This window comes from Lacicoccus alkaliphilus DSM 16010 (assembly GCF_900142805.1).
GTDB lineage: Bacteria > Bacillota > Bacilli > Staphylococcales > Salinicoccaceae > Lacicoccus > Lacicoccus alkaliphilus.
This window is the reverse complement of the sequence record NZ_FRCF01000017.1, coordinates 1-23789: the sequence shown is the minus strand read 5'-3', so window position 1 is coordinate 23789 and position 23789 is coordinate 1. Positions and strand designations below refer to the sequence as shown.

Annotated in this window: 24 protein-coding genes, 3 tRNA genes and 1 rRNA gene; 23 read left to right on the top strand and 5 right to left on the bottom strand. The window is 46.5% G+C overall.

Annotated features, from left to right (window positions below):
• The 3 genes from BUA12_RS12900 to yidC all read left to right on the top strand — a co-directional run.
• The coding region (locus BUA12_RS12900) for a transglycosylase family protein (protein ID WP_178138274.1) at positions 1–390 on the top strand (390 nt) is incomplete at its 5' end.
• A 226-nt stretch (positions 391–616) separates the two neighbouring features.
• On the top strand, positions 617–1516 hold the full coding sequence (locus BUA12_RS12400; protein WP_072710930.1) for a nuclease-related domain-containing protein: 900 nt from the start codon (positions 617–619) through the stop codon (positions 1514–1516).
• Between the two features lie 639 nt (positions 1517–2155).
• Positions 2156–3034, top strand: coding sequence for a membrane protein insertase YidC (gene yidC / locus BUA12_RS12390; RefSeq protein WP_072710928.1), 879 nt, complete (start codon positions 2156–2158; stop codon positions 3032–3034).
• A 42-nt stretch (positions 3035–3076) separates the two neighbouring features.
• On the opposite strand, the gene cls is transcribed toward yidC, so the two are convergent.
• A complete protein-coding gene (gene cls, locus BUA12_RS12385; RefSeq protein WP_245772821.1) occupies positions 3077–4528 on the bottom strand; it encodes a cardiolipin synthase in 1452 nt (483 codons plus the stop codon).
• 165 nt (positions 4529–4693) lie between these two features.
• On the opposite strand from cls, the gene BUA12_RS13255 reads away from it, so the two are divergent.
• Positions 4694–4843: an Lmo0850 family protein gene (locus tag BUA12_RS13255; RefSeq protein WP_281248142.1), complete on the top strand. Its 150-nt coding sequence runs from the start codon at positions 4694–4696 to the stop codon at positions 4841–4843.
• A gap of 34 nt (positions 4844–4877) precedes the next feature.
• Here the strand turns inward: BUA12_RS13255 and BUA12_RS12380 are convergent, their stop codons facing one another.
• Positions 4878–6059: an FtsW/RodA/SpoVE family cell cycle protein gene (locus BUA12_RS12380; protein ID WP_072710926.1), complete on the bottom strand. Its 1182-nt coding sequence runs from the start codon at positions 6057–6059 to the stop codon at positions 4878–4880.
• 123 nt (positions 6060–6182) lie between these two features.
• Here BUA12_RS12380 and BUA12_RS12375 point away from each other — a divergent pair, with 123 nt between their 5' ends.
• From BUA12_RS12375 to BUA12_RS12315, 15 genes are all read left to right on the top strand, one after another.
• Positions 6183–7544 carry a UDP-N-acetylmuramoyl-tripeptide--D-alanyl-D-alanine ligase gene (locus BUA12_RS12375; RefSeq protein ID WP_072710925.1) on the top strand — a complete coding sequence of 454 codons (1362 nt, stop codon included), beginning with the start codon at positions 6183–6185 and terminating at the stop codon, positions 7542–7544.
• Positions 7534–8274, top strand: coding sequence for an alpha/beta hydrolase (locus BUA12_RS12370; protein WP_331463082.1), 741 nt, complete (start codon positions 7534–7536; stop codon positions 8272–8274). The genes BUA12_RS12375 and BUA12_RS12370 overlap by 11 nt, the downstream gene beginning before the upstream one ends.
• Positions 8275–8308: 34 nt before the next feature.
• Positions 8309–9793, top strand: a complete 1485-nt coding sequence (gene cshA / locus BUA12_RS12365) for a degradosome RNA helicase CshA (RefSeq protein WP_072710923.1) — start codon at positions 8309–8311, stop codon at positions 9791–9793.
• A gap of 111 nt (positions 9794–9904) precedes the next feature.
• The gene (locus BUA12_RS12360; protein ID WP_072710922.1) at positions 9905–10369 is read left to right on the top strand and encodes a PH domain-containing protein; all 465 of its coding nucleotides are present in this window, start codon (positions 9905–9907) and stop codon (positions 10367–10369) included.
• Positions 10362–11933 carry a PH domain-containing protein gene (locus BUA12_RS12355; RefSeq protein ID WP_072710921.1) on the top strand — a complete coding sequence of 524 codons (1572 nt, stop codon included), beginning with the start codon at positions 10362–10364 and terminating at the stop codon, positions 11931–11933. The genes BUA12_RS12360 and BUA12_RS12355 overlap by 8 nt, the downstream gene beginning before the upstream one ends.
• Positions 11890–12363, top strand: coding sequence for a PH domain-containing protein (locus BUA12_RS12350; RefSeq protein ID WP_072710920.1), 474 nt, complete (start codon positions 11890–11892; stop codon positions 12361–12363). Before BUA12_RS12355 ends, BUA12_RS12350 begins: the two co-directional genes overlap by 44 nt.
• Positions 12360–12707: a holo-ACP synthase gene (gene acpS / locus BUA12_RS12895; protein WP_084670217.1), complete on the top strand. Its 348-nt coding sequence runs from the start codon at positions 12360–12362 to the stop codon at positions 12705–12707. Before BUA12_RS12350 ends, acpS begins: the two co-directional genes overlap by 4 nt.
• Positions 12708–12719: 12 nt before the next feature.
• Complete coding sequence (gene alr, locus BUA12_RS12345) at positions 12720–13868, top strand: alanine racemase (RefSeq protein WP_084670215.1); 1149 nt, start codon at positions 12720–12722, stop codon at positions 13866–13868.
• 63 nt (positions 13869–13931) lie between these two features.
• Positions 13932–14102, top strand: coding sequence for a hypothetical protein (locus BUA12_RS13140; RefSeq protein ID WP_178138273.1), 171 nt, complete (start codon positions 13932–13934; stop codon positions 14100–14102).
• Complete coding sequence (locus tag BUA12_RS12340; protein WP_072710919.1) at positions 14103–14480, top strand: type II toxin-antitoxin system PemK/MazF family toxin; 378 nt, start codon at positions 14103–14105, stop codon at positions 14478–14480. It abuts the gene before it with no gap.
• Positions 14473–15525 carry a SpoIIE family protein phosphatase gene (locus BUA12_RS12335; protein ID WP_072710918.1) on the top strand — a complete coding sequence of 351 codons (1053 nt, stop codon included), beginning with the start codon at positions 14473–14475 and terminating at the stop codon, positions 15523–15525. Before BUA12_RS12340 ends, BUA12_RS12335 begins: the two co-directional genes overlap by 8 nt.
• Before the next feature lie 98 nt (positions 15526–15623).
• The gene (locus tag BUA12_RS12330) at positions 15624–15950 is read left to right on the top strand and encodes an anti-sigma factor antagonist (protein ID WP_072710917.1); all 327 of its coding nucleotides are present in this window, start codon (positions 15624–15626) and stop codon (positions 15948–15950) included.
• A gap of 1 nt (position 15951) precedes the next feature.
• Positions 15952–16428, top strand: a complete 477-nt coding sequence (gene rsbW, locus BUA12_RS12325; RefSeq protein WP_072710916.1) for an anti-sigma B factor RsbW — start codon at positions 15952–15954, stop codon at positions 16426–16428.
• Positions 16403–17179 carry an RNA polymerase sigma factor SigB gene (gene sigB / locus BUA12_RS12320; RefSeq protein ID WP_072710915.1) on the top strand — a complete coding sequence of 259 codons (777 nt, stop codon included), beginning with the start codon at positions 16403–16405 and terminating at the stop codon, positions 17177–17179. The genes rsbW and sigB overlap by 26 nt, the downstream gene beginning before the upstream one ends.
• 67 nt (positions 17180–17246) lie before the next feature.
• Positions 17247–19403 (top strand): Tex family protein, encoded by a 2157-nt coding sequence (locus tag BUA12_RS12315; protein ID WP_072710914.1) that lies wholly within the window; start codon positions 17247–17249, stop codon positions 19401–19403.
• Positions 19404–19485: 82 nt separating this feature from the next.
• Here BUA12_RS12315 and BUA12_RS13220 read toward each other — a convergent pair whose 3' ends face one another.
• The 3 genes from BUA12_RS13220 to BUA12_RS12300 form a co-directional block, all read right to left on the bottom strand.
• A complete protein-coding gene (locus tag BUA12_RS13220) occupies positions 19486–20628 on the bottom strand; it encodes an ISL3 family transposase (RefSeq protein ID WP_281248143.1) in 1143 nt (380 codons plus the stop codon).
• The gene (locus tag BUA12_RS13295) at positions 20582–20893 is read right to left on the bottom strand and encodes a hypothetical protein (RefSeq protein ID WP_353961324.1); all 312 of its coding nucleotides are present in this window, start codon (positions 20891–20893) and stop codon (positions 20582–20584) included. The genes BUA12_RS13220 and BUA12_RS13295 overlap by 47 nt, the downstream gene beginning before the upstream one ends.
• A 252-nt stretch (positions 20894–21145) precedes the next feature.
• On the bottom strand, positions 21146–22732 hold the full coding sequence (locus BUA12_RS12300; RefSeq protein WP_084670211.1) for a catalase: 1587 nt from the start codon (positions 22730–22732) through the stop codon (positions 21146–21148).
• Positions 22733–23052: 320 nt separating this feature from the next.
• On the opposite strand from BUA12_RS12300, the gene BUA12_RS12295 reads away from it, so the two are divergent.
• The 4 genes from BUA12_RS12295 to BUA12_RS12280 all read left to right on the top strand — a co-directional run.
• Positions 23053–23124: transfer RNA gene (locus BUA12_RS12295), tRNA-Glu, on the top strand.
• Between the two features lie 128 nt (positions 23125–23252).
• Positions 23253–23337 (top strand) — tRNA-Leu (locus BUA12_RS12290).
• 52 nt (positions 23338–23389) lie between these two features.
• A tRNA-Gly gene (locus BUA12_RS12285) sits at positions 23390–23463 on the top strand.
• 147 nt (positions 23464–23610) lie between these two features.
• A 16S ribosomal RNA gene (locus BUA12_RS12280) occupies positions 23611–23789 on the top strand; the annotation flags it as partial.

The following is a 23789-nucleotide window of genomic DNA, read 5'->3' as shown; positions in this document are numbered from 1 at the left end:
ACAGTGGAAGAGCCTGTAGTATATGAAGAGCCTGCAGTAGAGACAGTGGAAGAGCCTGTAGTAGAGGAAGTAGTGGAAGAGCCTGCGACTGAACAAGCACCAGCTCAGCAGCAGCGAGTTCAAACTCAAAACCAGTCAGCTGCGCCAAGCAATAGCGGCGGCCAAAACTGGGGCGCACTTGCAGCGTGTGAATCAGGCGGAGATGCGAGCATCGTCAGTTCAAATGGCCTTTACCACGGACTTTACCAGTTTGATGTTCAAACTTGGCAGTCAGTAGGCGGCTCAGGACTGCCGTCCCAAGCTTCAGCAGCTGAGCAGACACAAAGAGCCCAGGCGCTTTACGCGGACAGAGGCGCACAGCCTTGGCCTGTATGTGGTGCCAGACTGTAATATAATGGATGATTTAAAAGTACGGACAAGTGAGACTTGTCCGTACTTTTTGTTGTTTTACGATTATTGTATTTCTGTACGCAGTTTTCCAGATTCTGTTGAAAACCAAGGTCGCAATTCCGATAACTGTATATTTTGCCGTCTGAAATTGAATTGTTGCGATGTGTACACAATTAAAATCCATCATATTATACAAGGGAGGTCAATTTATTAGGGGGGAAAACCATTGAGAAATAAAAGCCGGAGACACAAACAGTTGGAGATTTTGTCATATCGCTACAATTTATCGGAAGAGGATCTGACCGAACTGAAAAGGTTGGCGAGCGGTTATGCAGGCGAAGTGGAGTTCGATCATATCCTGGAGGAGGAGTTTCGTGATGTGGCGTTTATTCACTTGAAGGATTTTTGTTTTAAGATTGGAAGGAATGGCAGCCTGACAAAGGCGGAGTCGAGTGTCGACCAGGAAATCCAGATCGATAACATCATCATCGCCGGGGACAGGATGCTCACTTTTGAAGTTAAGAATTACAATTTTGATTTGATTTACGTAGAGGGACAGTGGACATATGAAAATGGCAGGAAGTTCGGGGATCCGATGTTGCAGGTGGGGAGGCAGAAAGTCGCGCTGCAGGAATTCCTGGACAAAGTGGGCTTCAGTATCAACCTCTTTAATACGATCGTTTTCATAAATCGGAACCAGACGATATTCAGGCTGCCCGATAAGCCTGAAATACTTGTAAGGAGCAATATGCTGAAGAAGTTGAGGAAAGTGCTGCATTCAAATCGTTATAATCACTCTGATGTGGTCGGGAGACTTGAAACGGAGCGGCTGGTGGAATCCCAATATCAGGCCGATGTCGGGGTTTTATTTGAAGATTTGAAGACAGGAGTGTTCTGCAGGGATTGCGGGGGGCGATTGCTGAAAAGAAGCAATTATAACTATGATTGTGTTCAATGTGCCAAAGTATGGCCCGTGTTAATGGTGGTCAAAAATCTTGTTGAGGAAATGAAAGTACTGAACAGGACATGGAAGATAAGCCCTTCGAAGCTGCATAAGTACTCTGGAGGAGCAATTTCAGAGAGCTGCATTCTAAAATATAAAAAAGCGGGCAAGATTGATATATAACTTTGAAAATGTCGAATAAAAATCAGACAGAACAGCAATCGTCTTAAGCCCTGTCGGGAATGTTGTCATGAGTCCGGATGGAGCTTTTGAAAAGTAGGAGGCTGTCCGGAATGTTGCCATGAATCCGGATGGAGTTTTTGAAAAGTAAGAGGCTGTCCGGAATGTTGCCACGAATCCGGACAGAGCTTTTGAAAAGTAAGAGGCTGTCCGGAATGTTGTCACGAATCCGGATGGAGTTTCTGAAAAATAGCGTGCTGTCCGGAATGTTGTCACGAATCCGGACAGAGCTTTTGAAAAGTAAGAAGCTGTCCGGAATGTTGTCATGAATCCGGATGGAGTTTTTGAAAAGTAAGAGGCTGTCCGGACTCCCGTCCCAAATCCGGCTGGAGATATCATAATTAGAAAAATTGTCTGGAACAAAGCAGAATAAACGGACGCAAAGCCATAAACAGCCGATGTAATCAGAATAGTCTCTGAAGAACCAGCTGCCCACATACCCCATCAGCCAACACTTCGGACCAATCTGTTCAAACTTACGGGAAACCGGGAAAGTTCGCATAATGCACACAATATATATTTTGTTACATATGGATTTATGGTACAATTTCAATTATGTGAGATAAATTTTGAGGTGAAAGAATGAATAAGAAATGGTTACTGGCAGGGATGATGGGGCTTGTTCTTTTGTTGGCAGGCTGTGATTACTCCCAGGAAGAGAACAGAGATGGCTTCTTCTTTAATACATTTGTCCAACCAATGGATACTTTTTTACATTTTCTTGGTGATAACTTGGGCAATAACTACGGACTGGCTATCATCGTCATTACATTGATTGTACGTCTTGTCATTTTTCCGTTCATGATGAATACATATAAAAACCAGATGATGATGCGCGAGAAAATGAAGATCGTCAAACCTGAGATGGAAGAGATCCAGAAGAGGGTCAAGGTCGCAACGACTCAGGAAGAGAAGATGGAAGCGCAGCAGGAAATGATGGGACTCTACAAAAAGCATGGCATCAACCCGCTGAATATGGGCTGTCTGCCGATTTTACTCCAGATGCCGGTCGTCATGGCGCTTTACTTTGCGCTCCGCTTCCCGTCAGAAGGCGGCATTACGGAATACCCTGACTTCCTTTGGATGAACCTGACGGAGATGAACATCCTCATGACAATCATCGCGGGTCTTGTGTACCTTGTTCAGGCATGGGTGTCAATGCAGTTCGTTTCGGAAGAACAGCGTAAGCAGATGCGTCTGTTCATGTATATTTCACCGCTTATGATCGTCTGGATTTCCCTGATTTCACCTTCGGCTCTGCCTCTCTACTGGGCAGTCGGCGGTATATTCCTTATTTTCCAGACATGGGCAGGTAATACTTTCTGGAAGAAGAAAGTCAATGAAGAAATGGCGCCGATCATCGAAGCGCACGAGCGTGAGCAGGCTGAAAAAGAGCGTCGCATGAAGAATGCGAAATTGATGCCGAAGAATAAAAAGAAACGCAAAGTCAAAAAGAAATAAAGACTGAAGAAGCGACCGGGTGAATCCACCCGGTCGCTTCTTTCATAATATCGGTGCAATCAGGTTGGCCACACCTTCTTTGACTTTGACCCATTTGCCTCTGGCCTCATATTTTTCTGTGGTGAGCAGAGAGCTGCTCTTCACATCTTCTTCATAAATGTGCCGCTGTTTTTCTGCTTCTTTTTTACTGTAGATGAAGGCATTCACTTCAAAGTTCAGCAGGAAACTCCTGTTATCGATATTGGTGGTGCCGATACTGACGACTTCGTCATCGATGATGACCACCTTCTGGTGCAGGAAACCTTTTTCATAGATGTGCACCTCTGCCCCCATATTGACGAGGGAGCCCGCCCTCGAGAAAGTCCCCCAGTAGACGAAAGGATGATCAGGCATATTCGGGATCATCAGGTGGACTTTCACGCCGCTCAGTATCGCAACACGGAGCGCTTCCATCACGGACTGATCCGGAATGAAGTAGGGGGACTGGATATAAATGCTGTGCTGTGCGCGATAAATCATTTTCAAGTAACCATATTTGATCTGCTGCCAGACTTCGTCGGGGCCGCTTGACGCTATCTGCATGTACGTGTCGCCCTCATTGTAGATGGTCGGGAAATATTGTTCATTGTATACGAGATTATGGCGTTTCGAATGTGAATTCCAGTCCAGCATGAAGCGGAGCTGCAAAGATTTTACTGCATTCCCTTTTATCCTGAGATGTGTATCCCGCCATTCCCCGAATTTTTCACTGTGTCCTATATACTCATCGCCGACATTAGAACCGCCGATATAACCGATTTCCCCGTCTATGACGACGATTTTCCGGTGGTTGCGGTTATTCATCCTCGGGTTGATGAGGTTGAACAGGGAGGGGAAGAAAGCTTCAACATTTCCACCGTATGATTTGATCTCCTTGAATTGCCTGAGGCTCAGGGCGCGGGAACCCATATCATCGTAGAGAATCTTCACAGACACGCCTTCCTTTTGCTTTTCGAGCATCGCATTATAGAGCTTTTTGCCGATGCCGTCCATACGGAAAATATAATACTGGAAATGAATATGATCTTTTGCATTTCTGATGTCTTCCAGCATAGCCTCAAATTTCTCATTCATATTTGTGTATGTGGTGATTGAATTATTGTTGGTCAGGAATGAGTGATTATTGTAAAGCAGCATATGAATGAGTTTTTTGTATTTATTTGCCAGGGGATTGACGAAGCTGAACTGCTTATCCTTTATATCCTTCAGCTGCTCTTCCACGAGATATTCCAATCCGACTTTATCTTTTTCATCGATCTTGAATATATTCTGGTTGTAAATTGTGCGGCCGAAAGCCATATATATGAGGAAGCCGAAAATAGGTATGAAAAATAAAACCAGCACCCATGCCCATATACTTTGGGCGCTTCTGCGTTCGAGGAAGATGATGCTGATTGCGAGCAATATGTTCACTATGAACAAGACGGCAGTCACTATTGATATAACGAAACTCATATCCAAGTCCTCAAATGATGGCCATGACATATTATTTCACCTCTCGCTCATTGTATAATATAATTGGAAGTTTTTAAAATTGTAATAAATAATTCGATAATATTATGGATATCCGGGTGCCAACAGTGGTAATATGTAATTAACCAAGCAGATAGGAGTGTCATTATGCATAAAATCGACAATACGAAAGTTAAACAAGTCGTCACGTTGCTAAATGAACTCGGGGTCAAGGTAAAGGTTTCGAGCTCAAGGTTCGACATTATGAATCGCATCGCTACTAACGAAAAATTAAAATTAAAAGAGCAGAATATTTAAAAAAACGCAGTCTGGATGAAATCCGACTGCTTTTTTATGGTTTTGGCTTATATTGGTGGAAATATATGCTCATCACGATACCCATCGCTATCATGTTCGCCCACAGACCGCTACCGCCGTAGCTCAAGAACGGGAGCGGCAGGCCGGTGATCGGAACAAGCTGAATCGTCATCCCGATATTCTGGAAAATATGAAATATCAGCAGAGACAGATACCCTGCTATGAAATATGAAGAGAACGGGTCTTTGACTGTCAATGCCATCCTCACCAGGTGGAGCATGAGTATGAACAGTATTGAGATGACGAGCGTCGCACCGAGAAAACCGAATTCCTCCCCGATGATCGTGAATATGAAATCAGTGTGGTTTTCAGGTATATATATAATGCCCTGTCCAAACCCCTTACCTTCAACCCCACCGGACCCGATGGCCCTCATCGAGTTTGCGAGTTGGAATCCGCCTTCCGTAGCATACATTTCAGGCTGAAGCCAGGAATATATGCGCTCGAACTGGTAGGGGCGTACGCCAAGGTATGTCTGCAGAATATCAGGCCTGTAAAGGATGCCGAGAATGAGGGCGGCTCCGGTCGTCCCGGCAACGGCAAGCGTCGGCAGGATGAGCCACAGGCTGATGCCGGAGACGAGGATCATGCCGAATAATATCGCAATCAGTACAAGGACCGTACCGAGGTCATTTTGCAGAAGTATGAAAATCATCGGCAGCAGGGATACGAGAAACAGCTTGAAAAGCAATTTGATATCCGCACTCAAATCCGTGGAGATCCTATACTTGTTGTGCTGATGGATCACATACGCCATCGCCATTATGTAAAGTACCTTCATGAATTCGGAGGGCTGTATGCTGATGAAGCCGAACTGGTACCAGCTTTTGGCACCGTTTATGATCGGGGTGATCGACGAGACGGGTGATACGAAGAGGATCAACAGACTCAGAACACCAAGGCCGTACAACACCCAGATATAATTTTTAAAGAACTTTATGGGTATGAAAGTGATGAGGAACAACGAGGCGAAACCCAATATATAGAATAAAATCTGCCTCACTGCAAAGTCGGTGTTATATTGTCCGCTGGTCATCGCTGATGAAATGGTGACTATGCTGATCAGGGCGAGAGTGGCCAGCAACAGGACCAGTATCCAATCAATATGGGACAGAAAGTTTGAATTCCGTCTTTTGTATCCTTGATTATCTTGCAAGACTATCACCCTATTCAAAATAAAATCGTGAATTCAAGTATACTATATTTTATAATCGGATATAGGACATTATGATGCAGAAATTCGAACAAATTATTATAACTGTGAAATGGACGGATAAAAATGATTAAAGTTTCCATCAATAAGGTTGCCGAATACTGTAATGGCAGGATGAATGATAAGGCCGCGGCCGCAGGCCGGGATCTGGTCAGCGGCGCTTCCATCGACACAAGGACGCTTGAGGCCGGCAATATCTTCATCCCTTTCAAGGGTGAGAATGTGGACGGGCACCGGTTCATTGAAAATGCCTTGTCAAAAGGGGCGGCGGTCTCACTGACTGAAGCGCCACTTGAAGAGACGGATGAGGATCACCCGCTCATCCATGTCGAAGACGGCCTTGCGGCACTCCAGATGATCGCAAAGCGCCATCTGGAAGAAGTGGCCCCCAAAGTCATCGCCATCACCGGTTCGAACGGTAAGACGACGACGAAAGACATGGTGGAGTGCCTCCTTGCGGACGATTACAAAGTCAAAAAAACAATCGGTAATTATAACAACGAAATCGGCCTCCCCCTGACCCTCCTCGAACTCGATGATGATACCGAGATATCAATACTTGAAATGGGCATGGACCGGACGGGGGACATCCATTTCCTAAGCACCCTTACAAAACCTGATATCGCCATCATCACAAATGTCGGGGAATCGCATATAGAAAAGCTTGGTTCCAGGGAGAAGATTGCAGAAGCGAAGTATGAAATCACCGACGGTTTGAAAGAGGGTGGGGTTCTGATTTATTCCAAAGATTACCCGCTGCTGAATGAATTGACGGCAACAGAGGACCGGGGGTTTAAGATGATCAGTGCAGGAGTGTCTGAAGAGAATGACCATGTCGTTTCCCATGTCTCCCAAAATGCCGGGGGCACTTCATTTGAAGTCGGAGGCCTGCATGTCGACATTCCGCAGCTCGGCAGTCACAACGCGATGAATGCAACCCTCAGCCTGCTTGCTGTCGGAGCGCTGGGTGAGGATATGGCCGCCCTCACCGGCAGGTTCGATAAGTTGAGGGTTTCATCGATGCGCATGGAGCAGGCCGTCCACAGTAGCGGGGCCCTCATCATCAACGATGCGTATAATGCCAGCCCGTCAAGCATGAAAAGTGCGGTGGACACCGTGGCCGGGCTGGATTATTCCAAAAAAATCCTTGTGATGGCCGATATCCTTGAACTTGGTGACTACAGCGAGACGCTTCATCGATCGGTCGGTGAGCATATCAGCAGTTCGGGCCGCGACTTCAAACTGCTGACATTCGGCACCGAGTCGAAATTCATTGCCGAGGCCGCAGCGGGTGTCGATGCCAGGCATTTTGACGACATCAGGGAGGTGGCGGGTCATCTGGAGGAAATGCTTGATGAAGATACTGTGGTTCTGCTGAAAGGATCCCGCGGGATGGAAATGGAGAGGGTGAAAAGTCATATCTGGTAAAATCGGTGTTTTATTCCTTCACGGTTATACAGGCGGACGTTATGAACTTGAGCCGTTGTTCCGCTATCTGAAATCGAGGTATGATTTCGAATACGAGTTTCCCGTCTACCCCGGCCACGGCCACCACCTTGATTTCAACAGCGTGACAGGAGACGACTGGTATGAAGAAGCGCATGAGGCCTATGAGGCACTGTCGCGTAAAGTGGACAAAGTGTATATCGTCGGGTTTTCAATGGGCGGGCTGTTTGCCAGTCATATTGCACAGTATGATCAGGTGGATAAATTGCTGTTGATCGCCCCGGCGTTCGAGTATACGCACATCAACCGGCTTTCACGATTGAACCTCAGGCCGGAGGGACTGGGGGAACACTTCAAATTGAAAACGATGGATGTGGTCAGGAGCAGGCTGACGAAACTATCTTTACAGGCATTCAATGAATTCCGGGGCATTGTGGATGCAAAGATGCCGGACTATGGAAAGATTGAGGCCGAAACGTTGATCGTCCACGGCAAAATCGATTTGCTTGTACCTTACATGTCCAGCGTGGAAGCTCAGAAGAAGATGAAGAACTGCCGGCTTGAGCTGGTTGAAGACGCACCGCACATCATGTCCTATACCGAGGAACACCAGCATACACTGAATATCATCGCGGAACGCTTTTTATTCCCTGAAAGAAAAGAGTTCTTGAGTAATTGTGTAAATGGTGTTAGTATAGAGAAGTTATACTAATTAATGAACGTTAAGAGTCAAAGGAGACTAAAAGTTGAAGTTTTTTAAAGAAATGGGTGTCAGTGAAGAAATACTCAAATCCGTAAGCGATATGGGATTTGAAACACCGACACCAATACAAGAAAAAAGTATTCCGTTTGCATTGGAAGGACGAGACATACTTGGCCAGGCGCAGACAGGTACGGGTAAGACGGGAGCCTTCGGCATACCTATCATAGAGAAGAGTGTGAAAGGCGGAGGCATCCAGAATATAATTCTGACTCCAACCCGTGAGCTGGCTGTACAGGTAGCAGAAGAATTACGCAAATTTGCCAAGTATAAAAAATTACACGTCTCTGTAATTTTCGGCGGTATGAGCATAGACCGCCAAATCAAGGACTTGAAAAGAGGTCCTGAAATAGTGGTCGGTACACCGGGCAGGATGATCGACCATATCAAACGCCGGACACTGAAGCTTCAGACCGTTAAGATGCTTGTGCTGGATGAAGCGGATGAAATGATGAACATGGGCTTCATCGATGACGTCAAATTCATCATGTCTGAAGTACCGCTTGAAGGTCGTCAGACATTGCTGTTCTCGGCAACGATGCCGAGGGCGATCCAGGAGCTGGTCACACGCTTCATGGTGGATCCGGAGATCGTCAAGACGATGAGCCAGTCGGCAAACAATCCGCAGATCGATGAGAATTACACCATTGTAAAAGAACTGGAAAAGCTCGATGTATTCGGGGATTTCCTGGATGTGCACCAGCCTGAACTCGCGATCGTGTTCGGCCGTACGAAACGACGCGTTGATGAACTGACAGGTGCGCTGATCGCCAAAGGCTACCGTGCGGAAGGACTGCACGGTGACATCACTCAGTCGAAGAGACTGGAAGTGCTTAAGAAATTCAAAAACAATTCATTGGACATCCTTGTGGCAACAGACGTTGCGGCAAGAGGTCTGGATATTTCAGGCGTATCCCACGTATATAACTTTGACATCCCGCAGGATGCAGAGAGTTATACGCACCGTATCGGACGTACAGGCAGAGCCGGTCATAAAGGCATGGCGCTGACATTCGTCAATCCGGTCGAGATGGATTATTTGAGGATGATTGAAAATGAGAAGAAGAAGACCATCCGTTCCCTGAGACCGCCAAACAAAAAAGAGGTTGAAGCATCCAGACAGAACGAAGTGTTCGAAAAGATCACCGAGTGGATGGAAAAGGACGACAGTTCGGTCACTAAAGACATTGCCGGGAAACTGATTGAAACTCATGGAGCAGAAAATGTCGTTTCGGCAATGCTTAATGAATTCATGTTCTCCAAGCAGGATGAAAATATCCAGCTGTCATTTGAAAAGCCATTATCCAAAAGAGGCGGCGGACGCCGGGGCGGCAAACCGTCAAACAACAAAGGACCGAGAAAAGGACGTCCGCAGAAGCGCAACGACAACAGGGGCAAAGGCGGCAGCGGCAAACCACAATCGCAGCGCCGCAATAAAACCGGACGCACATTCAAAGATCACCTGAAATAATGAAACTTATAAAAGCATCCACTTAAAGTGGATGCTTTTATTTAGTATAATGGTCAATGAATGTATAATGATAAGATAGGAAAAATCTTCTCCGTAAAAGGAAGGTAAATTATGAAGAAATTATCGAGGAAAGCTGTACCTTATTTAAGGGTGAGCGCACTGATTGATATGGTTTTCTGGCTTATCATTGTGGGTGTCGTCACCGGACTGGCTTTGTGGTTTGAATGGCCGGTTTATATCATCTGGATTGCTGCCGGTGTTTTTATTTTTTTATTCATCCTTAATGTATTGGTCAGGCCGGTGATATTTTACAGGGTGACGCGGTATGAGCTGTCGGAGGAACAGATCATCGTAAAAAAAGGGTTCCTCATCATCCGGACCACTCTGATTCCGATCAAGAGGATACAGGGTGTGGAACTATCGACAGGACCGGTCTCAAGAAGGTACGGGTTGTCCGTCCTGCGCGCGAAGACCGCCAGTATGGGCATAGATATGCCGCCGATAGAAATCGAGGAAGGCAGGCAGCTGAAAAGGCAGATCATCGACAAGGTAAAGGAGGAGATTTCTGATGTATAGTCCCCAGAAGCTTCATCCCATCGCTTACCTGGGCAGTGTGGTCAATGCATTCAGGAATTTATGGATACCTTTGATCATCGTCTTCTTCAACCAGAGGGAAACGATCATGTCCGGCAATATTTCATTGACATGGATCGTCGCGGTTGCAGGGATCTTCCTGCTGCTTGTCATCCTGTTCGGCGGCCTGGATTTCATCAATAAGTACAGGACGAGATTCTGGATAGAAGACGGTAAATTCGTATATAAAGACGGGATTTTGACAAGGCGCGAGAAAGAATTTGATATAGAACGCATACAGTCGATCGATTTCTCGGAACCGATTTTCCACCGCCTGTTCAAAGCTGTAAAACTTCAGGTCTTCACACCGGGGGAAGGCATCGTCATAGATACTATGAAGAAAACCCAGGCGGAAGCGCTGCAGTCGATTATATATGATGAACAGGAGAAGATCGCTCAAAACAAAAAAGATGTTGAGAATGTCCGGGTCGGGGATGCGAGTGCCTGGCCGAGGGAGGCCGGTGCGGCAAGTGACGCGCCGGTGGAAGCACAGCCGAAGCGGAACTTTGAAGTGCTTCACAGGCTGAAGCGCGGCGAGCTGCTGCTCATGAGCATGACAAGCGGTGCACTCGGCGCCTTCGTCGCCATCATCTTTGCCGTCCTGAACATCATCGGGGCACAGTTCATCGTGGAGCGCTACATCGACTATTTCGGGACCATCTTCCAAAATTCCATGATCGCCCTGTCGGTGGCGGCGATATTCTTTGTAGTCGTCGGTTATTCCATCGGGGTGCTCATACTCTACATCAAATATCATGATTACACATTGTACAAAAAAGATGATGATCTTGCGGTGGAATACGGTCTTCTGGAAAAGAAGCACAAAAGCGTCAATATCAAACGGGTTCAGAACATCATCATCAGGGATTCCCTCCTGAGGCGCATGATCGGTTATTATTCCCTGTCAGTCACGATAACGAGCGACACCTTTGAAGGTGAGGATACAAGCAGCACGGTGGAGGTCATGCCTTTCATAAAAAGGGATACTTTATACGGCATCATTGAGGAAATCCTGCCCAATTATGAGGTGATCAAACCGGAAAGCAGTGTCCCGCTCCGGGGTTACCGGAGGTATTTCCAGATTTCCACTCTCAGCCTGATCTTGATCACGGCACTCGTCCAGTACTTCCTCCTCAGCTGGGGGTGGATACTCGGTCTCGCAGCACTGGGGATCACAATCGCCGCAGGGGTATATGCAGCGAGGAATAATGGTTATGCAATCACCGGAGATGAAATCAATATGCTGACCACGGGCTTCTTCACAAGAAACCACTTTGTCATCAAACATGATAAAGTCATCGAAGGCCGAATAACGGAAAATCCTTTCCTCATCCGTTCGAAACTTGCCAATATCTCAGTGACGACAGCAGCCGGCATCGTCGGTTCGACTGCAACGGTCAGGTTCATTGAAAGGCGGGACATCGACATCATATGGGACTGGATAAAAGAAGGAGGCGGACGGAATGAAGAAAATCTCTCCGAAAGCGATCAGACTATGGAGGATTAAAGCGGGGATCTATGCACTTATATTTTTACTTGCCACGGCGGTCGTCTACACCCTTTCCATCACCGTCCTGGAATTTCTGCCGTGGTATGTACCCGGGCTGTTCCTTTTGATCACACTCTATATCGTGGTTGTTGATATATGGCTTGTGCCCAAGCTGAAATTCCGATATTTCAGGTACGGTATCTTTGATGATGAAATTCATGTGCATGAGGGGATTTTCATCAAAAGGCAAAAGGCGATACCGATATACAGGATCCAGAACATTGATACTACAGTCGGACCGCTGATGAGGAGGATGAAACTGAAAGGCATCAGTTTAAGGACGCCGGCTGAGAGAGTGTACATCCCGGAACTTAAGGAATTGGATGCGGATGCGCTGAGGGTCAGGATACGTGATATCATCAATAATCAATCGAGGTCGGAAGTATGATTTTAGGTATAGGTACAGACATAATAGAGATAGCACGCATAAAAAAAGTGAATAAAGCGCACCGTCTGGCCAAAAGGATATTATCGGCCGAAGAGTTTGATAAGTATACAGATATACCAAATGAAACCAGGCAGGCTGAATTTCTGGCTGGGCGTTTCGCGGTGAAGGAAGCATATTCAAAAGCGCTTGGCAGCGGCATAGGGGGGGCTGTGGCGTTCAGGGAAATCAACTGTCTGAATGACAGCCTGGGCAAACCATCCATCGTAAATGACGGCCGGGCCCATGTTTCAATTTCACATTCGGAAGCTTATGCAATGGCAATGGTTGTTCTGGAAACACAATAAGGAGGCAGTTCAGTGAGTGAAAGATACTATCGCAGTACGTTGGTCAATGTAGATTTGGAAGCGGTCCATCATAATTATAAAGTCATCCAGGGCAGACACCCGGCCAAAACTTTCATCGCTGTTGTAAAAGCGAATGGTTACGGGCTCGGAAGCAATACCGTTGCCGGGTATCTGGCAGACAGGGGTGTCGGCTATTTTGCCGTTGCGACGCTGGATGAAGCCATCGATCTAAGGATGCACGGCACCAAGGAAAAGATCCTTGTCCTCGGCAGGATCGATCCCGGCGACATCAACAAGGCGATTCAGCACAGGGTCGCAGTGACGGCGGCGGATCTTGACTGGGTCAGGGAAGCCATTTCAAATGTGGATGACACTTATGACAAAGAAGTGTGGATCCACATCAAGGTGAACACCGGCATGAACCGCTACGGTACAAAAGACGTGGCGGAGATCCGGACCATGATCGGGGAGATCAACAGCTTTGACCGCTTCATATATGAAGGCATTTTCAGTCACATGACTTCCGCCGACGAAGACCGGGATATCACGGATCAGGAGATTGAAGCGTTCCGCGCAATCATCAACCAGGTGGAGCGCCCAAGGTACGTCCACATCCAAAACTCTGCAGGCGCATTATGTTATGACGTGGATTTCTGCAATGCTCTCCGGATCGGCATATCGTTGTACGGTTACTATCCGAGTCCGGAGACGAAGGCCGCGACGGATATCCGGCTGAAACCTTCTATCGAACTGACTGCACGCGTGGCTGCCATCCATAAACTGGCACCGGGGGATTCGGTGAGCTATGGCAGGACCTATACAGCTGAACAGGAGGAGACCATCGCCACTTTACCGGTTGGGTATGCAGACGGATTCATCCGTAAAATGAGCGGATATGCCGTTGAAGTGGGCGGCAGCCAGTGCCCCGTCGTCGGCAGGGTCTGCATGGATTCCACGATGGCCAGGGTGCCTGAGGGCACTAAAGTAGGAGATGTGGCATGCATCATCAGCTACGATGCGGATGCACCGCAATCAATGGATGTCTACAGCGAGTATGTGGATACCATCCCGTATGAATCGCTGACCCTCCTCTCAAGGCGCATTCCCAGACATTACAAGGGTGAAGGTACCGATTTCATTTATAACGAGGTGCTGAAATAGCTAGTCACCTGTGAAAGTAAATGGTAAAATTATAAATATATTATCGTCCAGGGGTGATTTATTATGAATATGAATGATCAGCCGAGTGTGAGCAGTCTGGATATAGCTCTGAAAAAAGGCTATATTGAAATGAGGGAAATCAATCTCTCGATTGTCAGCGAGTTCCATATTGTGGAATGTGAAGCGCATAAACGCAATGAAAAAAACCTTGAATATATAAAAGATGGTGAATAGATGAAAAGAGGAGAAGTATATCTTGCAGATCTATCACCGGTGGAGGGTTCCGAGCAAGGTGGAAAAAGACCTGTCGTTATCATCCAGAATAATGTGGGCAACTATCACAGTCCGACTGTGATAGTTGCTGCTGTTACAGGCAGGATCAACAAAGCAAAGATACCTACACATGTGGAGATTTCCAAGGATACATATAATTTGGACAAGGATTCGGTTGTTTTACTGGAACAGATCAGGACTGTTGATAAAAAGCGCCTGATGGAAAAACTTACATATTTGAAGGAAGATAAGATGGCGGAAGTGGACGCTGCCTTGAAAGTCAGTCTGGCATTGGATCAGAAAAAGAAGAAGAAAAGGAACAAGCGGGCAGATGGATGAGGTCGAACTTAAATATGAGGAGGTGCAACGATTGACCTATGTAGATGATTTAGCGAATGAATACAAAGGTATCATGGCAATGTATCTATTTGAAGATAAGCAATACGAAGCGATTGAAATGTGTCACACTTTCAGTGACAAAGTCATTCAAATCGATACTTCGCCGGAGGAGATAGTCACCCTCCATATGGATCTCATTGATGAAATGACGCTCACAGACGGGGAGCTGATACGTTCATCACTGAATATACTGCAGGAAGTCCTCATCGCTTTCGGTTTTACATACCGCGATTACAGGGCGATGCTGGCCAAGCTTGAAACTCATGACAAAGAGCTGGATGTTGCTTCAAGTCTTCAGGAAACAATGTTGAAAGCACCGATACCCGTATTGAACAGTCTCGAAATCGGTGCAATTTCCGTGCCTGCCGGCAAGGTGAGCGGAGATTATTTCAATATCATCAACCATGAAAACCACCTGTTGAGCTTCGGTGTCGCTGATGTCATCGGTAAAGGGATTCCTGCAGCGATAGCAATGTCCATGGTTAAATTTGCCATGGATTTTCAAGGTGCAACAATCAACCCGAGTGAAGGCTTACAGAAGCTGAACAGGGTGGTCGAGAGAAATGTGAACCAGAATATGTTCATCACCATGTTTTACGGGCTGTATGACATTCAGGAGGGAACCCTGGAGTATTCTTCGGCCGGACACGAACCGGGATTGATCTACAGGAGTGCGACGAATGAGTTTGAGGAGATCGATGCCAAAGGCATCGTGCTTGGAGTGACGGATTCGGCAGAGTATGAGCAGCGCAGGGTGACACTCGACAAGGAAGACATGCTGATTGTGTGTACCGATGGAGTGACGGAACTGAGGAAGCATGACGACACGTTCATCGACTTGAATGATATCAAAGATATGATATACGACACTAAAGATCACCATCCCCAGGATATCGTCCAACACGTATATGAATCATTGACGCGCATGCAGCACGCCAATAAAAAAGATGACCTCACTTTATTCATTTTGAAGAACACAGGTTAAAAGTTCAAAAATATGAGTGACTTATGTTTATCTGCATGTTGAGCGGGTAAACATAAATGACTTGCGTTTAGAATTCGATTTAGGAGTGGGAATACATAATGAATATCAACATTAACACAGAAGAAAAAAATGAAGAGTATATCATCACCATGAGCGGGGAGCTTGATGTCTACACTGCGCCCGAACTGCAGGAAGTCCTGAATCCGATCAGGCAGGATGGCAGTCATCATGTAAAGATAGATTTAACTGATGTTTCATATATAGATTCGACAGGGCTGGGCATCTTTGTAGGGACGCTTAAAGATTTGAACAAGCACAACAGGGAGCTGAGGGTGACCGGGGTTTCCGACCGTATCCTGAGACTCTTTGAAATTACAGGGTTAAGAGACCTGATGCATATTAATGAATCATCGGAGGTGGAATAAGATGAGTCATCAATATGACTATATAGAGATGAAGTTTCCGTCCAGTGCGGAACATGTCGGGTTGATCAGGCTCACTCTTTCCGGTATTTTTTCCCGTGTCGGTGCGACTTATGATCAGATTGAAGATGCCAAGATTGCGGTTTCCGAAGCGGTGACGAATGCAGTGAAGCATGCTTATGATGAGGGTGAAGAGGGCAGGATTTTAGTGGGCTTTGCCATCTATGCCGATAAAGTTGAAATCATTGTATCTGACAAAGGCCAGAGCTTTAATTATGAAGAGATAAAATCTGAATTAGGACCATATAATGAAGATGATAACGTCAATTACTTGAGAGAGGGCGGCCTCGGGTTATTCTTGATTGATACACTGATGGATGAAATTGTTGTAAGAAAAGATCCAGGTGTTACAATAAGTATGACTAAGTACATTGATGAAAGTCAGGTGCATTCAGATGGGGAAACAATCAGCAACAGATAAGGGGTATTCTGCAGAAGAAATCAATTTTTTGATCAAGAGCTATCAGCAGGAAAGTGACGATATTGCACAGACGAAATTGGTGGAACATTATCAGAAACTGGTTGAATCACTTGCTTACCGTTATTCCAAAGGTCAGAGCCATCATGAAGACCTGGTTCAGGTCGGCATGGTCGGCCTGCTCGGTGCGATCAAAAGATTCGACCCTTCTTTCGACAGGCGGTTTGAAGCATTTTTAGTCCCGACTGTCGTCGGAGAAATCAAAAGATATCTGCGTGATAAGACGTGGAGTGTGCATGTACCGAGACGCATCAAAGAAATAGGACCCAAGATAAAAAACGCAAATGATGCTCTTGTGGCCGAGCTTGAACGTTCACCGACCATCCAGGAGATAGCGGAGTATCTGGAAGTGACGGATGAAGATGTACTGGAAGCGATGGAGATGGGGCAGAGCTACAATGCGTTATCGGTCGATCATTCAGTGGAAGCGGATAAGGACAGCTCGACCGTCACGCTTCTTGATGTAATGGGTGATCAGGATGACAATTATGAACTGGCGGAAAAACGCCTCATGCTGGAGAGGATACTTCCCATCCTTACCGACAGGGAAAGAGAAATCATACAGTTCACCTTCATGGAAGGTTTAAGCCAGAAAGAAACCGGGGAGCGTGTAGGTTTAAGTCAGATGCACGTTTCCAGGTTACAGAGAACTGCAATCAATAAGCTGCGTGAAGCAGTTGTGGAAAATGAATGATCCCTGACCCGTGCGGTTAGGGTTTTTATTTTAGAAAAACTATACTGAAATATTAGGAGAAACGATCATGTCCCAAAGTTTAATCAAAGTGCTTGAAAGAACGACATCATTCAAGGAAAAATACATAAAGAATGTACTTGAGATGCTCGAGGATAAGAATACAGTGCCCTTCATCGCGCGCTACCGCAAGGAAATGACGGGCGGCATGAATGAGGAGGACATCAAGCAGATAGCGGATGAATACAATTACATGGAGTCTCTTCAGAAGCGTAAGGAAGAGGTCATCCGGCTGATTGATGAGCAGGGCATGCTGACGGAAGAACTCAGAGCCGACATCAATAAACAGACGGTCCTGAACAGGGTAGAAGATTTATACAGGCCGTTCAAACAGAAAAAGAAGACAAAGGCCACCGAAGCGAAAAGGAGAGGTCTGGAACCGTTGGCAAAAATGATACAGTCTCAGGATGATCGGGATGTTGAAAGACGTGCGGGCGACTACCTGAACGATGAAGTGGCATCAGTGGTTGAAGCGATCAACGGTGCCCTGGACATCATTGCTGAGAATATCTCCGATGAGCCGAAGTTCCGAAGCTACATCTTAAGGGTGGTGAAAGACACTTCGTCAATCACTTCTAAAAAAAAGAAGAGCGCCGAAGATGAAACAGGAGTGTTCGAAATCTATTATGATTACGACGAGCCGATCAAAAAAATCGTACCCCACAGAGTGCTTGCCCTGAATCGCGGTGAAAAGCTTAAAATTCTGACGGTCAAACTCGAGCATGACCTGGAGCGGTTGAAAAATTATATCGGCAAGCAGGTCATTAAAGAAGGATCCGCAACAAAAGAATATATGGATAAGGCTGTCGAAGACAGTCTGAAGCGGCTGATCATACCTTCCATCGACCGTGAAGTCAGAAATGACCTCACAGTCCACAGTGAGGAACATGCCGTGGATATATTCGAAGAGAACTTGAAAAGGCTGCTTCTGCAGCCGCCTTTGAAAGGCAGGACGATCCTCGGTGTCGACCCTGCGTTCAGGTCAGGATGTAAACTTGCGGCAATCAATGATAATGGGGAGTTTAAGGATAAAAGCATCATTCATCCGCATACTTCAAACAAAAGAATTGAAGAAGCGAAGCAGGAATTAGTGCGTATGATAAAGACGCATGATGTTTCTTTGATTGCAATCGGAAACGGTACTGCTTCCAGGGAGACCGAACTTTTCGTCGATGAACTCCTGACGGAAGAAAATCTTGATGTACCGTTCATCATCGTCAATGAAGCAGGGGCGAGCGTCTATTCAGCATCCCAGGTGGCAAGGGACGAATTTCCGGACTTCAATGTTGAGGAGAGAAGTGCCGTTTCAATCGCAAGGCGTGTTCAGGACCCACTCAGCGAACTTGTGAAGATCGATCCAAAGTCCATCGGCGTCGGTCAGTACCAGCATGACGTCAATCAGAAGTATTTGACCGAATCCCTGAACTTTGTAGTTGAAACAAGTGTGAACCGGGTCGGGGTCAACGTAAACACGGCTTCGGTGACCCTCCTTGAGCATGTTGCAGGATTATCTCCTTCCATCAGTAAGAACATCGTCAAATACAGACTGGAAAATGGCCGGTTTAAAAATCGCAGAGAAGTCGCGAAAGTACCCAGGCTCGGCAAAAAGACCTATGAACAGTGCATCGGCTTCCTCCGGCTGCCTGAAGGGGAGGAGCTGCTTGACAGGACGCCGATCCACCCCGAGCAGTATGGAACGGCGAATGAACTATTGAAAGTGCTGGGAATAAAAAAAGATCAGATCGGTTCAGATGAAATTCTTCAAACACTGAAAACCGTGAATATAAAGGAATATGCAGAGAAACTTTCAGTAGGGGAGCCGACGCTTGAGGATATCATTGAAAGTTTGAAATCCCCAACACGGGATATCAGGGATGATTATGAAACACCGATGCTGAAATCCAATGTATTGAAAATGGAAGACCTGGAGCAGGGCATGAAGATGTCCGGAACGGTGAGGAACGTGACCGATTTCGGTGCCTTCGTGGATATCGGGGTAAAACAGGACGGGCTGGTCCACGTGTCGCAGCTTGCTGATCGTTTCATCAAGCATCCATTGGAAGTGGTGGGGACAGGTGATATCGTTGAGGTCAAGGTCCTTGATGTGGATAAACAGAAAGGCAGGATATCTCTGACGATGAAGGATTTGCAGAAAAGCCGGAATTAAAATGGCAAATGAAAAAGGGTTCTTACGCTATTTTGGTGAAGATATATATACGTGTTTCCTAAGCCTGGAGGGAATTTTTAAATTAGGCTGGTCGATAAAGCATCCGTTGTCGCAACAGTTCAAAACCGGCACGCCCATACATCATTCTTTTCACGGTTTTCAGCCGATTGACATTGCCTTCGACGAACCCGTTACTTTCAGTATAAGTGATGGCATTCAGTGTGGGTTTTAAGTCACTGAGCAACCTTCGGATGAAGTGTCCGGTCAAAGGATCCTCACGTATTTGTTCATAAAGTATGAGTTCAACGAAGCCGGTTTGGTCTCTTCGGGCGATGGTGTCACGGAAAGATGCGATAAATGCATAAACGGGTTGAATGGTTGGATACTGTTTCAAAACCCGGTTGATGATGTCACGTTCTCTTTCGTCTGAGAGATTATTCTGCCAGAGCATACGACGGATGTCCCGGCGGTTGTGATATGCATTCTCCCACGGGGCACCCGCCCGTTTTTTCTTCCGGAGTTGGGCAACGAAGACCTTGACCGAACCATAAGCCCCTTCATAACCGATGTCCTGGAGCTTCTTATAAATAATGTGAATCGAATGCCCGGCAGCTTCCCACTCAATGACCTGCTTGTGAAATGCATCCAATGCTTTGGGGCGTTTCTTTCTGGATGTGTCGGGCGGCCCTGTCATCTCAAGATAGCGCTTGACCGTCCTGGGATTCAGATTGAATTGTTTGGAGAGGCGGGTAATCGAATACCCTTTCGTATAATATCTCTGAAGTACCTGTGCTTGTTCCCACTTCTTCCGGGCATTTTCTGTCTGACGAATGTCTGCTTTTGTTTGCGTCCCGGGTGGCGGGTCCGGCTTCGGCAGTGGTGTGCCCAGGTCGATGCGTGCCGGCAGAATTTTTTGTATGATTTGATTATGGAGGGCCCACAGGTTCTGGATCAGATGAAACCGATCATGAATCTGGATGATCTCTGCAGAATGTGCAGAGATGACTTCCTGAAAGCGGCTGTAGCGATCACGTGTGACATGCGTCACTTCCGGGTGATCACTCAGCCAGTCAGCGAGTGTATCTGCTTCACGGTCCGGCAATAGGTCAATGGGATGATGGGTCACTGCATCACAAATCAGAATGCCATACCGATGGCCTTTTTTCCATGCGAAATCATCAATACCGACAAAAGGGGCTGTGGGCGGCGGGAGTCTCTGTGGTATGGATCAGGCGCAGCAGCGTATCATGACTCACCGGCATACCCAGGATCCGGGTGACCTGTGCCGCCTCGATACAGTTGGTGGAGAAGGCGATGGTCCGCAGTGCATCATCCAATCGGGCCGTCCGATGTCGATGTGGCCGCAGCCATTCGAACCGTTCTGTAAACACTTTGAATTCGCAAAAAGCATTGGCACACAACCATTTACGGGTTTTCAAATACAGATGGACCGGTTTGCCCTGGATGGGTAAATCATCGATGATACGCATGTAGGCACTGTGCCGCTTATGGGAGACCTGCCCGCATTTTGGGCATCCGGCTGATTTTGAATCTACTGTAATGATATAGGTCAATCCATCGGTCGCTTCTGTGTGAGACAAAATGATTAAATGGGGGTCCAAATCTACGAATTGGGTATGCATGGCCATCATTCCTTTTTACTTATACATACCCCGTTTTCCCCAAGATAGCGTAAGAGCCTGAAAAAGACAGGTCTTGATGACCTGTCTTTATTTTAGTTTTTATTTGTCCAGGAGATGGACGCTCTTATCTTCAAGTTCAACATCGTTGATGTCGATTCCAAGGGCATCAGCTACGCCGCGGCCATAGGCCGGGTCAGCCTGATAACAGTTGAAGATGTGGCGGTGTTGGATTTGAAGTGAAGCACCACCGATTTCAGCAGCAGTATTCTTGAACAGGCGCTGTTTATCTTCATCTGATTGAAGATTGAACAGTTTGCCCGGCTGCTCGTAATACTGATTGTCGTCTTCGCGGAAATCATGCTCGTAAACAGCGCCTTCAACTTCAAGCGGTGGCTGTTTTACGCTTGCATCATCCTGATACTGGCTGTAGCTGTTAGGATAGTAGTTTGTATGTGCACCCATATTTCCATCGACTCTCATCGCACCATCACGACTGAACGGGCAGACGTTGTTTACAGCTTTAGGAGAGTTGACCGGAATCTGCTGATGGTTGACACCCAGGCGGTATCTTTGAGTATCCCCGTATGAGAACAAACGGCCCTGCAGCATCTTGTCCGGTGAGAAGCCGATGCCCGGAACGATGTTGGTTGGAGCAAATGCAGCCTGTTCCACTTCCGCGAAGTAGTTTTCAGGGTTGCGGTTGAGCTCGAACTCTCCGACCGGGATGAGTGGGAATTCATCCTTATACCATACTTTAGTCAAATCAAATGGATTGTGGTAATGGTTTTTAGCCTGCTCTTCAGTCATGACCTGAATGTACAATTTCCATTTAGGGAAGTTGCCTTCTTCAATTGAATTGAACAGGTCTCTTTGAGAAGATTCACGGTCTTTCGCAATCACTTCTTCAGCTTCTTCAGCAGAGAAGTTTTCGATGCCCTGCTCGGTTCTGAAGTGGAACTTCACCCAAACACGCTCATTATCTTCATTGATCATGCTGTAAGTGTGTGAACCGAAACCGTGCATATTTCTAAAGCCTTTTGGAATACCACGGTCAGTCATGATGATTGTAACCTGATGGAGTGCTTCAGGAAGCAGTGTCCAGAAATCCCAGTTGCTGTTCGGGTTGTGCATGTTCGTCTTCGGATCACGCTTCACGACGTGGTTCAGACTTGCGAAAAGTTTTGGGTCACGGAAGAAGAATACAGGAGTATTGTTACCGACAAGGTCCCAGTTACCTTCTTCAGTATAGAATTTAAGTGCAAAGCCGCGGATGTCCCGCTCTGCATCTGCTGCGCCGCGTTCCCCTGCAACTGTGGAGAAACGTGCAAACATTTCAGTTTTCTTACCGACTTCGCTGAAAATTTTAGCTTTTGTATATTTGGTGATGTCATGTGTTACAGTGAAAGTACCGTAAGCACCTGAACCTTTAGCGTGCATACGTCTCTCGGGAATGACCTCGCGGTCGAAGTGTCCCATCTGCTCCAGGAAATAAGGGTCCTGCATCACCATCGGACCACGCGGACCGGCAGTAGCAGAGTTTTCACGGTCGCCGACCGGTGCACCAAATAATGTCGTCAGGTGGTCAGCGGGCTGGTTGCTGCCCTGTTCTCTTCCCTGATCAGCGCCGCCTGATCTTGCTGTACCGGTGAATTGATCTTGAGCCTGGTTCTGATTCTCATGTTCCATAAGTATAAATCCCTCCAAGAATAATTGTTATAACATTCTTGTTTAGAATGATTATAAATAAATTTTACCACAGTGATTAGTAAATTCAAGCAAATTATCTTCAGAGGATGTAAAAAGTTTGTGAAGGTTATTTTCAGAGGCTTTGGATCAACAAGATTTAAAAGACCTTGAAAACGGCCATAGTATAGTAGAGAGATGATTAAAAACAACTCGAGTACCCGGAAATAAAGGGCGTTCATCAGGAAATATCAAAAACATCCGAAAATGTATTGACTTCTTCAACATTAACCTTTATTATAAATATCGTTGCACTAATCAATGGCCCGTTGGTCAAGTGGTTAAGACACCGCCCTTTCACGGCGGTAACACGGGTTCGAATCCCGTACGGGTCACTTCTTAATTTTTTTAAACCTCAAACAAAAAAGACAAACCTGTTGACAAAATGATTCATATATAATACAATGGTTAATGTCGCTAAAATAAGAAGGCGCAGCAAACAAAGCACTACTTTTGATGATATGCGGTTGTGGCGGAATCGGCAGACGCGCTAGGTTGAGGGCCTAGTGGGAGTTAATCCCGTGGAGGTTCAAGTCCTCTCAGCCGCATCATTCCAAAAACAATTTCCAAAGAATGACGTTTATACTTATAAAATTAAATGCGGGTGTAGTTAAGTGGTATAACCCCAGCCTTCCAAGCTGATGTCGTCGGTTCGATTCCGATCACCCGCTCCATTATTTCCAGAGAACATTGAAAACTGAATGACAATATGTCAACGTTTAATTCCGATAAAAGCTTCTATTACAGGAGCGGTTGAGGCGGCCAACTAAAAAAACGCAGTGGTACTTATGGTACCGACCGAGCTCAAGATGAGCTTTCCATTTATGGAGAGTTTGATCCTGGCTCAGGATGAACGCTGGCGGCGTGCCTAATACATGCAAGTCGAGCGCGTCTTCATGGGAGCTTGCTCCCGTGGCGACGAGCGGCGGACGGGTGAGTAACACGTGGGCAACCTGCCCATCAGACGGGGATAACCGCGGGAAACCGTGGCTAATACCGG

What these genes read in the sequence shown, in the direction of transcription:
- yidC (WP_072710928.1), top strand. Translation starts at nt 2,156, where the DNA reads ATGAATAAGAAATGGTTACTGGCAGGGATGATGGGGCTTGTTCTTTTG.
- cls (WP_245772821.1), bottom strand. Translation starts at nt 4,528, where the DNA reads ATGAGTTTCGTTATATCAATAGTGACTGCCGTCTTGTTCATAGTGAAC.
- BUA12_RS13255 (WP_281248142.1), top strand. Translation starts at nt 4,694, where the DNA reads ATGCATAAAATCGACAATACGAAAGTTAAACAAGTCGTCACGTTGCTA.
- BUA12_RS12375 (WP_072710925.1), top strand. Translation starts at nt 6,183, where the DNA reads ATGATTAAAGTTTCCATCAATAAGGTTGCCGAATACTGTAATGGCAGG.
- BUA12_RS12360 (WP_072710922.1), top strand. Translation starts at nt 9,905, where the DNA reads ATGAAGAAATTATCGAGGAAAGCTGTACCTTATTTAAGGGTGAGCGCA.
- BUA12_RS12355 (WP_072710921.1), top strand. Translation starts at nt 10,362, where the DNA reads ATGTATAGTCCCCAGAAGCTTCATCCCATCGCTTACCTGGGCAGTGTG.
- BUA12_RS12350 (WP_072710920.1), top strand. Translation starts at nt 11,890, where the DNA reads ATGAAGAAAATCTCTCCGAAAGCGATCAGACTATGGAGGATTAAAGCG.
- acpS (WP_084670217.1), top strand. Translation starts at nt 12,360, where the DNA reads ATGATTTTAGGTATAGGTACAGACATAATAGAGATAGCACGCATAAAA.
- BUA12_RS13140 (WP_178138273.1), top strand. Translation starts at nt 13,932, where the DNA reads ATGAATATGAATGATCAGCCGAGTGTGAGCAGTCTGGATATAGCTCTG.
- BUA12_RS12340 (WP_072710919.1), top strand. Translation starts at nt 14,103, where the DNA reads ATGAAAAGAGGAGAAGTATATCTTGCAGATCTATCACCGGTGGAGGGT.
- BUA12_RS12335 (WP_072710918.1), top strand. Translation starts at nt 14,473, where the DNA reads ATGGATGAGGTCGAACTTAAATATGAGGAGGTGCAACGATTGACCTAT.
- BUA12_RS12330 (WP_072710917.1), top strand. Translation starts at nt 15,624, where the DNA reads ATGAATATCAACATTAACACAGAAGAAAAAAATGAAGAGTATATCATC.
- rsbW (WP_072710916.1), top strand. Translation starts at nt 15,952, where the DNA reads ATGAGTCATCAATATGACTATATAGAGATGAAGTTTCCGTCCAGTGCG.
- sigB (WP_072710915.1), top strand. Translation starts at nt 16,403, where the DNA reads ATGGGGAAACAATCAGCAACAGATAAGGGGTATTCTGCAGAAGAAATC.
- BUA12_RS12315 (WP_072710914.1), top strand. Translation starts at nt 17,247, where the DNA reads ATGTCCCAAAGTTTAATCAAAGTGCTTGAAAGAACGACATCATTCAAG.
- BUA12_RS13295 (WP_353961324.1), bottom strand. Translation starts at nt 20,893, where the DNA reads ATGCGTATCATCGATGATTTACCCATCCAGGGCAAACCGGTCCATCTG.
- BUA12_RS12300 (WP_084670211.1), bottom strand. Translation starts at nt 22,732, where the DNA reads ATGGAACATGAGAATCAGAACCAGGCTCAAGATCAATTCACCGGTACA.